Genomic DNA, 15,584 nt, shown 5'->3' with positions numbered 1-15,584 from the left:
CCCGGCTTGATACTCGATGTTGACTCAGTGTTATTCTGCGGTTTTCAGCGCCGCCGCTTTCTTCTTCTGATAGCTGACCTTAAAGTAATATCCCACCAGCAACAGGACAATCCACACCAGTCCGACATACAATGAGATGCGCGTTGCTGGGAACCAACCAATCAGCCCAATGATAAACACCAAGAAAATGATAGCCACCACCGAAGTAAAGGTGCCACCACGCAGCGGGAAATCCAGCGCCTTAATCTTTTCTTTGCTCAACGAGCGGCGGAAACCAATTTGGGAGAACAGGATCATAATCCACACCCAAACAGTCGCAAAAGTCGCGAGCGAAGCAATCACCAGGAACACATTTTCCGGCATAATGTAGTTGAGATAGACCGCCGTTAGCATCGCCCCCATCATCACTAACACCGTGACCCACGGCACTCCGCGTTTAGAAATGGCAGCAAAAGCTTTCGGCGCGTGGCCCTGCTCGGCCATTCCGTTAAGCATACGGCCCACCCCGAACACATCACTGTTAATGGCTGATAATGAGGCGGTAATCACCACAAAGTTCAGAATCCCAGCAGCAACCGTAATCCCCATGTGCTGGAAGGTCAGGACAAACGGACTGCCGTTAGTGCCGACTTGGTTCCACGGGTAAATAGACATGATGACAAACAAGGTGCCGACGTAGAACATCAAAATACGCCATGGCACTGAGTTGATGGCTTTCGGAATAGACTTTTTCGGGTCTTCTGCTTCACCGGCAGTAATACCGATAATCTCAATCCCACCATAAGCAAACATCACCAGTTGCAATGACAGAATCATGCCGACAAAACCGTTGCTGAAGAAGCCGCCGTTAGTCCATAAGTTATGAATACCGGTCGGCTGCCCGCCATTACCAATACCCCAAACAATGATACCAATACCCGCTAAAATCATGATGATGATGGTGGCAACTTTGAAGAATGAGAACCAGAACTCCAGTTCGCCGAACACCTTAACACTCATCATATTGACGGCACCAATGATGAGGACAACACTTAGCACCCATATCCAATGAGGCACATCCGGGAACCAGACCCCCATATAGATACCGAATGCGGTCACATCAGCAATCGCAACAATCAGAATCTCAAAACAATAAGTCCAGCCGGTGATATAGCCCGCCATTGGCCCAAGGTAATCTTGTGCATAACGTGAGAAAGAACTGGCTTGCGGATTATTGACTGACATCTCGCCCAAGGCCCGCATGATGATAAATGCCACCACGCCACCAATCAGGTATGCCAATAATACGCTTGGCCCCGCCATTCTTATTGCATCAGCCGAACCATAGAATAAGCCGGTACCTATTGCTGACCCCAATGCCATAAAGCGGATGTGGCGTGTCGTCAGGCCGCGTTTCAGCTTATTTTTGACTGGTAATTCCATGAACTTTATCCCGTCTTTTTTCAGCAAAAAGCCACGGGGATGAGCCGTGGCTAAAAATATCCGATGACCGTGCCGTTATTGCTTAGCAGCAATTTCCTGGCGACAGCACAGGCGATCGTACAACCCAATGACGATGAATACCAGTAGGGATGGCGACAACCATGCCAGACCTTGCTCAGCTAACGGCAGATTTTGAGTCCATTCCGGTAGGTAATGTGCAAAAGTCGAGGCTTTTACCGCATCAAGGATACCGAACAGCAAGCTGACCAACATCACCGGAGCCACAATACGGGAAGCATTATGCCACCAGCGCAAAGTGAAACTCATCAACACCAATACAATGCAGGGTGGATAAATTGCAGTCAGCACTGGAATGGAAATCTGAATCAGATGGCTTAGCCCCAGATTCGACACCATCATTGAGAAGATACCGAGGATAAACACCAATGCGCGATATGACAGCGGCAAGTACTGAGCAAAGAATTCAGCACAGGCGCAGGTCAGGCCCACAGCGGTCACTATACAGGCGATGAAAATTAATGCAGCCAGGAACACGCTGCCCAAACCACCAAAGGTGTGCTGAACATAGGCATGCAATACCACCGCCCCATTTTGGGCATCGGGTACCAAAGCACCACTACTTGAACCCAGCTTAAACAAGCTCAGGTAGACCAACGTCAACCCGACACCGGCAATCAAACCCGCCCAAATGGTATAGCGCGTCAGTAATCCAGCAGAAACCACACCTCGTGACCGGGCAGCATTGACGATGACGATACCGAACACCAACGCGCCCAAGGTATCCATAGTCAGATAGCCATTAACGAAACCAGAAGAGAAGGCGGCATTCTGATAAGCATCAGTAGCGGGAATCAATGGGCCAGCGGGCCAAATCAAAGCCGCAATACCCAAAATAGCCAGCGCTAAAATTTTCAGTGGGGCCAGAATATGCCCGACCGTATCGAGCAAACGCCCTGGATACAAAGAAATCCCAATAACCAATGCGAAGTAAACCACACTGTAAATAAACAGCGGCAACGGGCCATCACCGGTTAAAGGCGCGATACCCACTTCGAAGGAAACAGTGGCAGTACGCGGAGTAGCAAACAGAGGGCCAACGGCCAGATAGCAGACGGTCGCCAGCACCAAACCAGCACCGCGGCCAATGGGAGAACTCAGAGCATCAATCCCTCCGCCCACTCGAGCCAGCGCGATGACGGTAATGACCGGCAATCCAACCGCGGTAATCAAGAAGCCCAGAGCGGCCCACCACACATGTTCACCCGACTGTAAACCGACCATCGGCGGGAAGATGATGTTGCCAGCTCCAACAAATAAGGCAAAGGTCATAAAACCTAATGCAATAATATCTTTAGATGATAAACGATGACTCATAGTGATGTGCGTTGCCTAGTTAAATGATCAAAAGAAAAAGTCCTTGAGTTGTGGTCTTTCCTACGTGATCGAAACGACACAAAGCTCTGATAAACGCAAACTCCGGCGGTTAATAAGCAATCTATTTCGTCAGTATGCAGTGTTTTTGGAGTTATTTGCAGGTGGAATAGGCCAACAACGGCGGTAAGTAGACCGTTTATAGCGGAGAAAGGCAAGTCAGGATCACAAAAGCAGAGTCTTCATCTATACAATTTATACAAACTAGTTAATCGTGCCAGATTTATAGAAATACACACCATATGATTTGTATCATTTATATCCAACCGTTAACAATTTATGGCCGATACACTCAAACAAACCCAGCTAATTTAATCGGCGAAACCCAGATCTTTTTGAGTGTGATTCAGGACATCTGGCGGCAAGGGTAAATAACCGTCATGGGTCACGCGCTTTTGCCCCTCTGGCGATAAAACGCGCTCAAGAAAGGCGGCAGTCAGCGGTTCTAGCGGCTGGCCCGGTACTTTATTGATATAAATATACAGATAGCGCGACAAGGGATAGCGGCCAGCTTTGACATTCTCGGCCGTCGGCATCACATAATCCTGACCATCCGCCGACAGTAACAGGGGTTTAACACCGCTGTTGCGAAAACCAATACTGGCATAACCCATTCCATTTAATGAACCGGCGACAGCTTGCACTACAGAAGCAGAACCAGGCAATTCATTGATATTGTTCGTAAAATCACCATCGCAAAGCACTCGCTGCTTGAAGAAACCATAGGTTCCTGAAGCTGAATTTCGGCTATAGCGCTGTAAAGTGCGCTCCGCCCACGGCCCTTTCAGGCCCAGTTCACCAAAGCGCTGGATCGGATGAGATTCTCCACAAAGGCGATTTTGCGAAAAAACAGCATCAAGCTGAGATAAAGTGATTTTACTCAGTGGATTATCCTGATGGACAAAAACCACTAAGGCATCCACTGCCACAGGGACAGCAAGCGGCGGATAGCCATAACGCTGGGTGAATGCGGCGATTTCAGCCGCTTTCATTGGGCGGCTCATCGGGCCGAGTTGAGTCGCCCCTGCCGCCAATGCTGCAGGAGCAGTAGAAGAACCTGCCGCCTGTATTTGCAAATTAACGCCGGGATAATGATGATTAAAATCATCTGCCCATAAAGACATCAAGTTCGCTAAGGTGTCTGAGCCGACACTGGAAAGATTGCCGGATAGGGTATGTGGTTTTGGCGATTGAATCTCTGTAGCAGGTGAAACCGCTACAGATTGTGCTAAAACGCCGTAGCTAAACCCGAACAGGGCATGCAACAGCGCCAGTTTTCCCCATCTCATCAGCTTGATGTCCATGCAGTCTTAGGATTTGACTGCATTCTCGGTTAAAACCGTCGGAACAATCAATCGATTCGGCAAGGTAAAAATAAATCTCGTCCCCAAACCGACTTCACTCATGACATCCAAACGTGCGTCATGGTGGCTCAGAGCATGCTTCACAATTGCCAGCCCTAATCCACTGCCCCCGGTTTGCCGAGAGCGGGCCTTATCTACCCGATAGAAGCGCTCAGTGAGGCGCGGCACATGCTCAGGGCTAATTCCCGGCCCATTGTCACTCACCTGAAATTGTGCGCCTTGCGCAGTTTTCTGCCAACACACTTCAATTTTAGTGCCATCAGGCGTGTGATTGACGGCGTTATAGACCAGATTAGACACCGCGCTGCGCAGTTGGTCTTCGTTACCAAATACTTTCAGTTGATCATTAACCCGGAAAGTAATTTCATGACGCCCACCACTCAGCGCTTGCACTTCATGCTGTAATATCTTCAGCATTCGTGGAATATCAACCTGCTCATTCAGATCTACATTAGGAGCGGCTTCAATGCGCGACAACGTCAATAATTGTTTGACCAACCCATCCATTCTCTTGGTCTGTTCCTGCATCGTTCCCAGTGCTTTATCCCGCAATGGCCCCGCCAATTCTTGGTCGTGCATCATTTCCAGATACCCCTGTAACACCGTCAGGGGGGTGCGCAGTTCGTGGCTGACATTAGCAAAGAAATTACGCCGCGCCCCTTCTAACTGACGCATTTGGGTAACATCACGGGCCACCATCAATAATTGCCCTTCTGAATAAGGCATTACCCGGAACTCAACGTAATAGCCATTATTGAGTTGCAAGGTGAGTGGGCGGGAAAATTCTTGCTGCTGTAAATACTGGCTGAATTCGGGATAACGCAGCAAGTTGAGAATATGCTGACCATTATCTTCCGGCCAGCGGAACCCCAGTAATTGCTGAGCCAGACCGTTACACCAGAAAATATTGCCGTCAATGGTGGTCATCACCACAGCATCGGGTAAAGATTCAGCGCCACTGCGGAACCGTTTGATAAGTAAGGCTAATTCACGCCGCCGCCGCCGATTTCGCAGTTGCATCTGATATAAGCCATAAAATAAAGGTTCCCAACTCCAACGCCCTGAAGGCGGAGTCATGCTGCGGTCTAACCACAGCCAGTGAGATAATTTGAGTTGGTTATAGAAATTCCAGACCAGCGCCGCAACCACTGAGACGAGTAATAGCCAAGGAAGATACCCGATAAAGGCACCTAGCAGTAATGCGGGCAAACAAAAAAGAGCCAGCTCTAAAGCCAGCGTTTTCCATGATAAACGTTCTAACACAACGAATTCTCCGGCACTGAAAACTCAGTAGCGCGTTGAGAAGCGGTACCCGGTTCCCCGGACAGTTTGTACCATTTTGTCATGGCCATCAGTTTCAAGCGCCTTGCGTAGTCGACGAATATGTACGTCAACGGTGCGATCTTCTACATAAACGTTAGTGCCCCAGACATAATTAAGCAACTGTTCACGGCTATAAACTCGCTCTGGATGGGTCATAAAGAAATGCAATAATTTAAACTCGGTCGGCCCCATATCCAGTGCTTGCTCATTGGCCATAACCCGATGTGAAGAGGGGTCAAGACTCAGTCCTTGCATTTCAATCACTTCTTCCACCGCCATTGGCGATATCCGGCGCATGACTGCTTTAATCCGCGCCACCAGCTCTTTGGGTGAAAAAGGCTTGGTAATATAATCATCAGCGCCCACTTCTAAACCGCGAACTCTGTCTTCTTCTTCACCACGGGCGGTCAGCATCATCACGGGAATATCTCGGGTCAATGCTTCGCGTTTCATATGCTTAATAAACTGAATCCCCGACCCCCCTGGTAACATCCAATCCAGCAACACTAAATCAGGGTAAGGCTCAGATAATCGAGTTACTGCGCTGTCATAATCCTCGGCTTCTAACGGTTGGTAGCCATTTTGTTCCAACACAAAGCACACCATCTCACGGATTGGAGCTTCATCCTCCACTACCAGTATGCGTCTTGCCATCATCAACCCTGCCAGTAAGTTAGTGGTCACTATTTGATTTCGGGAGCCATTATGCGTCAGTTTTGTGACATTTTTATGAAAAACATCGCGCTCTTGCAAGCAATAAGCATAGTGATAAATTTTATGATAATTGCAAAATGCAGTACTCAAGTTTGCGAAGCGTCTCGGAGATTTCATTCACACTATTTTTTTAGCCGCGACATCCGGCGGGCAGTGTTTATAATCAGCGCCAATATCTTTGGAAAACAACCTGCCCTAGCGGGAGATTTATGCGCATTATTCATACCTCTGATTGGCATTTAGGCCAGCATTTCTTCACCAAAAGCCGTGCGGCTGAACATCAAGCATTTCTGCACTGGCTCATTGAACAGATCAAAGAAAATCAGGTAGATGCGCTGATTATAGCCGGTGATATCTTTGATACTGGCTCCCCACCCAGCTATGCCCGTGAGCTGTATAATCGCTTCGTGGTCGAGCTTCAATCAACAAATTGCCAGTTAATTGTTTTGGGGGGGAATCATGATTCAGTCTCAACGCTGAATGAATCTCGGGGTTTGCTTTCTTATCTGAATACCACGGTCATATCCTGCGCCAGCAGTGATTTAGCCCAGCAAGTTATTATTTTGAAAAACCGTCAGGAGCAACCTGCGGCCATACTGTGCGCCATCCCCTTTTTGCGCCCACGCGATTTAGTCACCAGTCAGGCTGGCGAATCCGGCGGACAAAAGCAACTGGCATTACAAGAAGCCATTGCGGCCCACTATCAAGCGCTCTATCAGCGGGCCGTTGAGTTGCGCGCTGAGCTTGGCCTGCCCTTACCTATTATTGCCACTGGGCATTTAACCACGGTGGGGGTTACCACCACAGACTCGGTTCGAGATATTTACATCGGCACATTAGACGCTTTCCCAGCCCAAGCTTTCCCCCCGGCGGATTATATTGCTCTGGGCCATATTCACCGTGCTCAGCAAGTCGCTAAAACCGAGCATATTCGCTACAGCGGCTCGCCAATTGCCTTGAGTTTTGATGAATTGAGCAAAGAGAAAAGTGTTTATTTGGTGGAGTTTGCCCAGCAAGCATTAGCATCAGTGACCCCGCTATTCATCCCACAATTTCAGCCGATGCAGTTAATCAAAGGCGATTTAACACAAATAGAGCAACAGCTGGCTGCATTTTCTGGCCATCAGGGGTTACCGGTATGGCTGGATATTGAAGTCGCCACAAAAGACTATCTCACTGATATTCAAAGGCGAATTCAAGCACTAGCCGCAGAACTTCCGGTGGAAGTGGTATTATTGCGCCGCAGTAAAGAACTGCGTCATAACAGCATTGAGCGGCAGGAAAAGGAAACACTCAATGAGTTGAGTGTCACTGATGTATTTGAACGCCGGCTGGCGCTGGAGGCGGATTTAGCCGAACCTCGTCAGGAACGCATGCGCCAAATGTTCAATCAGGTGGTTGAGGATATATCGCAAGGTAAAGATGCCGCAGAGGAGCAACCAGCATGAGAATTTTGAGCCTGCGTCTGAAAAACATTAATTCTCTACAGGGCGAATGGAAGATTGATTTCACTGCCGAGCCTTTTGCCAGCAATGGGTTATTCGCAATCACCGGCCCGACAGGCGCCGGTAAAACCACCCTCCTCGATGCTATTTGTCTCGCGCTATACCACCAAACTCCGCGTTTGACTGTCTCACCGGGCCAAAATGAGCTGATGACCCGCCATACTGCGGAGTCGCTAGCTGAAGTTGAATTTGAGGTAAAAGGCACGCGTTATCGGGCATTTTGGAGTCAGCGCCGTGCTAAAAATAGCCCGGAAGGGAATCTGCAAGCCCCCAAAGTTGAGCTGGCACTGTGCGAGAATGGCAAAATTCTGGCCGATAAAGTGCGCGATAAACTGGATATGGTGGCGGCAATCACCGGGCTAGATTTTGGTCGTTTTACTAAATCCATGATGCTGTCGCAGGGGCAATTTGCCGCTTTTCTCAATGCCGATGCCAATGACCGTGCTGAATTATTGGAAGAATTAACCGGCACCGACATCTATGGGCGGCTATCTGAACATGTATTTGAACAACATAAGTTGGCCAAGACTGCGCTGGACGCATTGCACCAACGCGCCAATGGTATTGAACTGCTAAATGAAGAGCAGCGTTTAGCCCTGGCAAAACAATTAAACTCGCTCGAAGAACAAGAAAAGCAGCTTTCCTCAGAACAGCGGGTGAATCAAAACCAAATAAATTGGCTCACCAGTTGGCAGCAGCAGCAAAAAAATGCATTGGAATATCAACAACAACAGAAGCTTATTGAGCAAGAATATCAACAGGCGCAGCCCGAACTGCAACGGTTGGCCCGCAGTGAGCCGGCAGAAAAGCTGCGCCCCCTGTTGCGCGAGCGCTCGCGCAGCCTACAGGATTTGCAACAAATACAACTGCGCATCACTACATTAACCGGGCAACAGCAACAACTTCAGACGCAACTCACACCACTGACTCAGGCGCTGGAGCAAGCCAATCTTGCTCGCCAACAACAAGCCGCCCAGCAGCATGAACAAGAAACACTGATCGAGCAAAAGGTCGTTCCGCTAGATAATCTTATTGCTCAGCACCAACACTCATTAATGCTGCTTGGCACGCAATTACAACAGTTACAAACTAAAGAGCAGCAAGGCAAACAGCAGCTTGAGCTGAACGAACAGCAGCTAAAGCAAACCCAGCAGCGCCTACAACAACTGACTGAGTACAGCCAGCAATATGCCCACCATCAGCACTGGGAAAAGAACTTGCCTTTATGGCGTGAACAGTTCCGTCAATTACACATACAGCAACAACAAGCGATTGACAGTGAGCAGCAGTTACAGCAACAGGTTGCATTAATCACGACCTTACAGCAGCAAATAGACACACTGAATAAACAAGATAAACAGCAGCAAGCGGCATTAGTGCAAGCCCACTTACAGACAAGTAGCATTCAGCAACAATTGACCGCACTTGAGCAACTGCAACCCTCGGCGCAGCTACGCCAACAACTGTTCGAACTCCAGCAACAACGGCCAGTGCGGCAACAATTAGCGGCATTATCACCATTGGTGCAGCAAGTTCAGGCGCAGCATGATAAACAACAACAGCAAGCAGTCAGCCAGCAACAACAACTCATACTACTCGAGCAGCAATTGGCCGAGAAACGTCAGTTATATAAACAACAAAAACAACATCTGACGACTCTGGAAACTTTGCTGGAACGCGAAAAACACATAGTCAGCTTAGAGGCAGAAAGAACCAAACTGCAACCGGGAGAAGCATGCCCGCTATGTGGTGCATTGGATCACCCGGCCATTACGAAGTATCAGGCGGTAAAGCCCTCAGAGACAGCTATCCGTGTTGAGGAACAGCGCCTACAGGTTGAGCGGCTATCAACTGAGGGTTCCGAACTCAATGCCCAGACTCAAAGCTTGCTTCAGCAGCTCAAACATCTGGAACAAGAGTTACAGCACAGCAATCAGCAGTTGGCAGATTACCAACAGCAATGGCAAACACTGACCCAGCCATTAGCCCTGAGCTTTGCTTTAAATGAACCGGCAGCCTTAATAATCTGGCTCGAGCAACAGGAACAATCAGAGCAAAGCTGTCAGCTAAAACTGGCTGAATATGAGCAGCTGAATCAGCAATATCAACAGGCCAAAGATATTCTGACTCAAGCAGAACAGCAGCAACAAAAACATCAACAGCAATTGGCATTAATTGCTCAACGCCAACAAGATACGCAAGAATCCCAGCAAAAATTGCTTACACATCATCAGCATCAACTCGCTGAGTTAGCAAAAGTGCATCAAAACTTCAGCCATGCTCTGGCTGAGCTATCACTCTCATTGCCTGAAGCAGATCAACAACAAAGTTGGCTTTCATCACGGGAAGAAGAGAATCAACGCTGGCACCAATATCAGCAAGAACAACAACAGCTGGCGCTGGGGCAAAAAGCACTGGAAACGCAGATTGAAAATGAGCGTCACCATTTACAAGAATGCCGAGAACAATTATCTCTGCTGACTCAACAACATCAACAAACTGAAGCGCTGTTACAACAACAAAAGCAACAGCGCCAGGCTCTGTTTGGTGACGGCAATGTTATTGAGGTACGTCAGTTATTACGCCAACAACAGCAACAAACGGAGCAGGCGCTGCAAAATGCAGCACAAACCCTGCAACAAGCGCAATCTCAACTTAATTTACTCTCTGGTGAGCTCGCAGGTCTGGAACAGCAACAGCACCAATATCAGCAGCGCGCGGCGGCGGCTCAAGCGGAATTACAACAAACACTGACAAGCAGTGAATTCGACGATGAGGCCGCCTTAACCGCCGCTCTGCTGAGTGAAGAGGAAAGGCAACGTTTGCAACAATTGAAACAACAATTGAGCGAGCGGCAACAACAAGCACACATCCGCCAGCAGCAAGCCAGTGAGGCAATGGATCAACTTATACAATCCTGCCCAGTGGGGGTCAGCCAAGCATCTGAATTGGTTGTATTACAACAGCGGTCAGAGCAATTACTCGCCCAACTAAAAACCAATACATTACAGCAAGGCGAATTACGCAATCAGTTAGAAAGCGACACTGTTCGGCGTAGCAACCAACATGCGCTGTTTGAGCAAATTGAACATAGCCAGCAGCAATATGATGACTGGAGCTATCTCAATCATTTAATAGGCTCCAAAGAGGGTGATAAATTCCGCAAATTTGCACAAGGTTTAACCCTCGACCATTTAGTTTATCTGGCAAATAATCAGCTCAGTCGGCTGCATGGACGCTACCAATTACAGCGTAAAACCAGTGATGCTCTGGAGCTGCTAGTGGTGGATACTTGGCAAGCGGATGCTATGCGTGACACTCGCACATTGTCAGGGGGCGAAAGCTTCCTGGTGAGTTTAGCGCTGGCTTTGGCGCTATCAGATCTGGTCAGCCACAAAACCAGTATTGACTCACTGTTCCTCGATGAAGGATTTGGCACGCTGGACGCAGAAACACTGGATACTGCGCTCGATGCCCTTGATAGCCTGAATGCATCTGGTAAAACCATTGGTGTTATCAGCCATGTTGAGGCAATGAAAGACAGAATCCCGGTGCAAATTAAAGTTAAAAAAGTCAATGGATTGGGGGTTAGCCGGTTAGATAATATCTTCCGAGTCAATCAAGACTGAATATAGGCCGTCCAGAATGAGGTGCATGAGCGCTGCTAACAACGCTGTAGCGTCAAGGCCGAAGGTATTACCCAAAGACATTGGCGTTACAGCTAGGCGGCAAGTGAGTAAATCCCGATGAGCTTACTCAAGTAAGTGATTCGGGTGCATGAGCGCTGCTAACAACGCTGTAGCGTCAAGGCCGAAGTTATTACCCAAAGTCATTGGCGTTACAGCTAGGCGGCAAGTGAGTAAATCCCGATGAGCTTACTCAAGTAAGTGATTCGGGTGCATGAGCGCTGCTAACAACGCTGTAGCGTCAAGGCCGAAGTTATTACCCAAAGTCATTGGCGTTACAGCTAGGCGGCAAGTGAGTAAATCCCGATGAGCTTACTCAAGTAAGTGATTCGGGTGCATGAGCGCTGCTAACAACGCTGTAGCGTCAAGGCCGAAGGGTAGGCCACAACCAGGCGGCACCCCGCACCCCACTAGAATCCCCATGCAAAGCTTTACGGATTGGGGTTTCGCACTCGCCACCAAATACCCAAGGGCTGATTAAGGTAGGTAATGTTTTATACAGGCGGTCAACATTACTCATTCCCCCGCCTAACACGATGATATCAGGGTCAAACAGGTTAATGACATGAGCTAATGACTTAGCCAAACGTCGCTCGTAGTTAACCATTACCTGTTCAGCCAGCACATCACCTTGTTCAACCAACTCCATGATTTCATGCCCCTTGAGCGGCTGCCCGCTCAAACGAAAATAATCAGTGGCAAAGCCAGTGCCGGAAACAAAAGTCTCAATACAGCCTTTTTTCCCGCAATAACAAGCAACTTCCTGCTGATACTGCCGCTCTTCATCATCTTGCCAGGGTAGCGGATTATGTCCCCATTCACCGGCAATACCATTACCGCCAGCATGTACACACCCGTTAATGGCAACACCTGAGCCACAACCAGTCCCAATAATGACCCCGAATACCAGGTGCTTTCCGGCTCCCGCGCCATCAGTTGCTTCAGAAACAGCAAAACAGTTGGCATCATTAGCCAGATGCACCTGACGGGAGAGCAACGTTGACAAGTCTTTATCTAACTCTTGTCCATTTAGCCAAACAGAATTGGCATTTTTTACCTTGCCAGTGAAAGGAGATAGCGTGCCCGGGATACCCACACCAACACTGCCCTGCTCCCCAGTAGCTTCTTCTGCATCAGAGACTAACGCCGCGATCGCCTGCAAAGTTTTTTGATAATCATGGCGCGGGGTAGAAACCCGTTTACGGAAAAGCTCCTGCCCATTATTGGCTAAAGCAATGACTTCTATTTTGGTACCACCCAGATCTATACCAATGCGCATAGCGCCTTACCTCATCGACAAGATTGTTTGTTGTTTATGGCAACTGATTTTAACGATAAACATCCTTCGATATACCAAGACAATGACAATAATAAAAACCTTATTCTTACAGTTTGTGACCGTGCGCTGTAACGCCACAATATTTGTCACTCACTATTGGGTATTTGATGGTGATTGAATCCCAGCAAAGAGGAATAGGGTTATACAAATTGCGAGCTGGCTCTGTTTTTTTCTTATTCTTTTTACTAGGGACAGGCGCGTCAATTCGTTATCATGCCGCACTGCGTCTGATTAACTCGCGCGCTTAAAGCGCGCCCGAGCCAGGGATAACACTATGTTGTGGTTTAAGAATTTAATGGTTTACCGTTTAAGCCGGGAAGTTTCTCTATCTGCGGATGAAATGGAGAAACAGTTAAGCGCCCTCAGTTTCACCCCCTGCGGCAGTCAGGATATGGCAAAAACCGGTTGGGTATCACCGATGGGTTCACATAGCGATGCATTAACCCATACGGTTAATGGTCAAATCGTCATTTGTGCGCGAAAAGAAGAGAAAATATTGCCATCGCCGGTGATTAAACAAGAGTTACAAGCCAAAATTGAACGCCTCGAAGGTGAACAACATCGCAAACTGAAAAAAACTGAAAAAGACTCATTAAAAGATGAAGTTCTGCACAGTTTATTGCCACGTGCATTCAGTCGCTTTAACCAAACCTTCTTGTGGATTGATACCGTCAATGATTTGATTATGGTCGATGCCGCCAGTGCAAAACGCGCTGAAGATACCCTGGCATTGCTACGAAAAAGCTTAGGTTCCTTGCCGGTGGTGCCACTGACATTAGAAAATCCGATTGAGCTGACCTTAACTGAGTGGGTTCGTAGCAAAGAATTACCTGCTGGCTTTGCACTGATGGATGAAGCTGAACTGAAAGCCATTTTGGAAGATGGCGGCGTGATTCGCTGTAAGAAACAGGATTTATTCAGTGATGAAATTGCGGTGCATATTGAAGCCGGTAAGCTAGTCACTAAGTTGGCCCTGGACTGGCAAGAGCGTGTTCAGCTAGTTCTGTCCGATGACGGCTCGCTGAAACGCCTAAAATTCTCTGACACCCTGCGTGAGCAGAATGAAGATATCGATCGGGAAGATTTTGCACAACGTTTTGATGCCGATTTTATTCTGATGACCAGCGAGTTGGCTGCTCTGATTAAAAATCTGATTGAAGCCTTGGGTGGCGAAGCTCAGCACTAATATTGGCTGGCATTGATAACGAAAAATATCGCCCTCTCCATATTTGAGAGGGCAAGGTCGATGAGTAAACTAGCTCAAATATTTACACAAATATGAAGATGCTTCAGCAACTTGCAAGTTAAACTCACTTTCCGCTGGGATATAGAAAGTCTCACCTGGTTTGAAAACTTCCCAGCCTGATGAGCCAGGAATCAGCACTTTTAAGCTACCGGTAATCACTGTCATTTCTTCCGCTTTCGCTGTACTGAAAGTGTACTCGCCCTTTTCCATCACCCCAACACTAGCTGGCCCAATACTGTCACTGTCAAAACCAATAGATTTCACTTTCCCGGTAAAATACTCATTAAATTTCAGCATAGTTTTGCACCCGCGTCTTAATCAAGATTGAGCTTTCATATTAGGGTCACTATAAATGTTCTGTCACTGATTATTATGAGGAAATGCGATCATAACCGAATTCACTGCTATGGTTGCGGATAAAGCATACAATTTTGCCTCCGTCGGCCCTATCTCCACCGGTAAAAAGTCGCTATTCGGCTAAAATGCAGGAAGCGACAAATCCCTTCACCGCACAAGGTGAAAGTTGATAAGTCGAAAATGAAGAAATATTAGAGATTGCGTAGAATGTACAGCGCCAGCGAAGTTTCAAAAACAACAATCAATATTGACCAGAATGCTGGCATAAAATTGGTATGTTGCTGGATAAACGATTTGAAGGTTTTCATCGGCCCGCCTTGGTGGCCTTGCCTTAAGTGGCATTAATTGACGCAAATAATTTACGTCGAAATGATTACGCAGGTGATAATTGTACGCTTCGTATAATTAACAGGCAATCAGATAGGCGGGCAATTCTTGCTATAAGTTAGAAATAGCAAATTTTACAAATTTAGTTAAAGGCCTATTGGGCCGTCTGACAACTTCACCTTTTCATTGGCCAAAATCTGCAAAATATGTTCAACGACCTCTTCAGGGGATTGAGTAGCATCTAGCACATGGTGAGCAACCTCCTGATATAACGGCTCCCGACTGGCCAGGACATCCCGCATTTCCTCAACTATTGGCTTACCCGTCAGACTTGGCCGTTGGGCATCCTCTGGATCTTCCGCCAGACGTTCTGCCAGTACATTGGCTGATGCTCGCAAATAAATAACCGCCCCTTGTTGGCGCATAAATGTACGGTTATCAAGAGATAACACCACGCCTCCTCCAGTAGCAACCACCGTTTTAGGCGCGGTTACGGTCTGTAGGGCTATGCTTTCTCGCAGACGGAAACCATCCCACCCCTCGCGGGCGACTATTTCGGCCACGCTCGATTGCAAAGTTTGCTGCATAAATAAATCTGTATCGATAAAACGGTATCCCAACGCCTGCGACAACGCTTTCCCTATTGTTGTTTTACCTGCACCGCGCGCGCCGACCAAAAAGATAGTCTGTGTCATTACTTGAAAGTCCTTTCGTATCCACTTTTGAGGATAAATTCTCGACATCAAAAAACCGGCCACTTTGGTTGACCGGTAAAACTGGATAACACTCAGCCGTGCAAATCATACCGATAATTGAGAGTAGTGCAAACTTTACAACATTGTAAAATTA

General features: G+C 47.8%; 11 protein-coding genes. 3 read left to right on the top strand and 8 right to left on the bottom strand.

What is annotated here, in order from left to right; genetic code table 11:
- Positions 1-30: 30 nt before the first annotated feature.
- The 5 genes from proY to phoB all read right to left on the bottom strand — a co-directional run bounded on the left by proY (position 31) and on the right by phoB (position 6,215).
- Complete coding sequence (gene proY, locus OVO64_RS07270) at positions 31-1,422, bottom strand: proline-specific permease ProY (protein WP_038631448.1); 1,392 nt, start codon at positions 1,420-1,422, stop codon at positions 31-33.
- 75 nt (positions 1,423-1,497) lie between these two features.
- Entirely contained in the window at positions 1,498-2,817 is a 1,320-nt protein-coding gene (gene brnQ / locus OVO64_RS07265; protein ID WP_038631446.1) for a branched-chain amino acid transport system II carrier protein, read from the bottom strand.
- A gap of 368 nt (positions 2,818-3,185) precedes the next feature.
- A complete protein-coding gene (locus tag OVO64_RS07260) occupies positions 3,186-4,163 on the bottom strand; it encodes a PstS family phosphate ABC transporter substrate-binding protein (RefSeq protein WP_038631444.1) in 978 nt (325 codons plus the stop codon).
- Positions 4,164-4,184: 21 nt separating this feature from the next.
- Positions 4,185-5,501, bottom strand: a complete 1,317-nt coding sequence (phoR, locus tag OVO64_RS07255) for a phosphate regulon sensor histidine kinase PhoR (RefSeq protein ID WP_038631442.1) — start codon at positions 5,499-5,501, stop codon at positions 4,185-4,187.
- Positions 5,502-5,525: 24 nt separating this feature from the next.
- On the bottom strand, positions 5,526-6,215 hold the full coding sequence (gene phoB / locus OVO64_RS07250; RefSeq protein ID WP_038639373.1) for a phosphate response regulator transcription factor PhoB: 690 nt from the start codon (positions 6,213-6,215) through the stop codon (positions 5,526-5,528).
- 269 nt (positions 6,216-6,484) lie between these two features.
- On the opposite strand from phoB, the gene sbcD reads away from it, so the two are divergent.
- Both sbcD and OVO64_RS07240 read left to right on the top strand, forming a co-directional pair.
- Positions 6,485-7,723: an exonuclease subunit SbcD gene (gene sbcD, locus OVO64_RS07245; protein WP_038631440.1), complete on the top strand. Its 1,239-nt coding sequence runs from the start codon at positions 6,485-6,487 to the stop codon at positions 7,721-7,723.
- Complete coding sequence (locus OVO64_RS07240) at positions 7,720-11,409, top strand: AAA family ATPase (protein WP_145509922.1); 3,690 nt, start codon at positions 7,720-7,722, stop codon at positions 11,407-11,409. The genes sbcD and OVO64_RS07240 overlap by 4 nt, the downstream gene beginning before the upstream one ends.
- Before the next feature lie 421 nt (positions 11,410-11,830).
- Here the strand turns inward: OVO64_RS07240 and mak are convergent, their stop codons facing one another.
- Positions 11,831-12,745: a fructokinase gene (gene mak / locus OVO64_RS07235; protein WP_038631436.1), complete on the bottom strand. Its 915-nt coding sequence runs from the start codon at positions 12,743-12,745 to the stop codon at positions 11,831-11,833.
- Positions 12,746-13,079: 334 nt separating this feature from the next.
- Here mak and rdgC point away from each other — a divergent pair, with 334 nt between their 5' ends.
- On the top strand, positions 13,080-13,991 hold the full coding sequence (gene rdgC, locus OVO64_RS07230) for a recombination-associated protein RdgC (protein WP_004392281.1): 912 nt from the start codon (positions 13,080-13,082) through the stop codon (positions 13,989-13,991).
- 69 nt (positions 13,992-14,060) lie between these two features.
- On the opposite strand, the gene ppnP is transcribed toward rdgC, so the two are convergent.
- On the bottom strand, positions 14,061-14,348 hold the full coding sequence (gene ppnP / locus OVO64_RS07225) for a pyrimidine/purine nucleoside phosphorylase (protein ID WP_004392282.1): 288 nt from the start codon (positions 14,346-14,348) through the stop codon (positions 14,061-14,063).
- Between the two features lie 533 nt (positions 14,349-14,881).
- The gene (gene aroL, locus OVO64_RS07220) at positions 14,882-15,430 is read right to left on the bottom strand and encodes a shikimate kinase AroL (RefSeq protein WP_038631434.1); all 549 of its coding nucleotides are present in this window, start codon (positions 15,428-15,430) and stop codon (positions 14,882-14,884) included.
- Positions 15,431-15,584: the final 154 nt, after the last annotated feature.

The sequence above is a fragment of the Yersinia sp. Marseille-Q5920 genome, from assembly GCF_946902935.1.
GTDB classification, from domain to species: domain Bacteria; phylum Pseudomonadota; class Gammaproteobacteria; order Enterobacterales; family Enterobacteriaceae; genus Yersinia; species Yersinia rochesterensis.
Note: the sequence above shows the minus strand (reverse complement) of the source record. Positions and strands in the feature narration are given on the sequence as shown.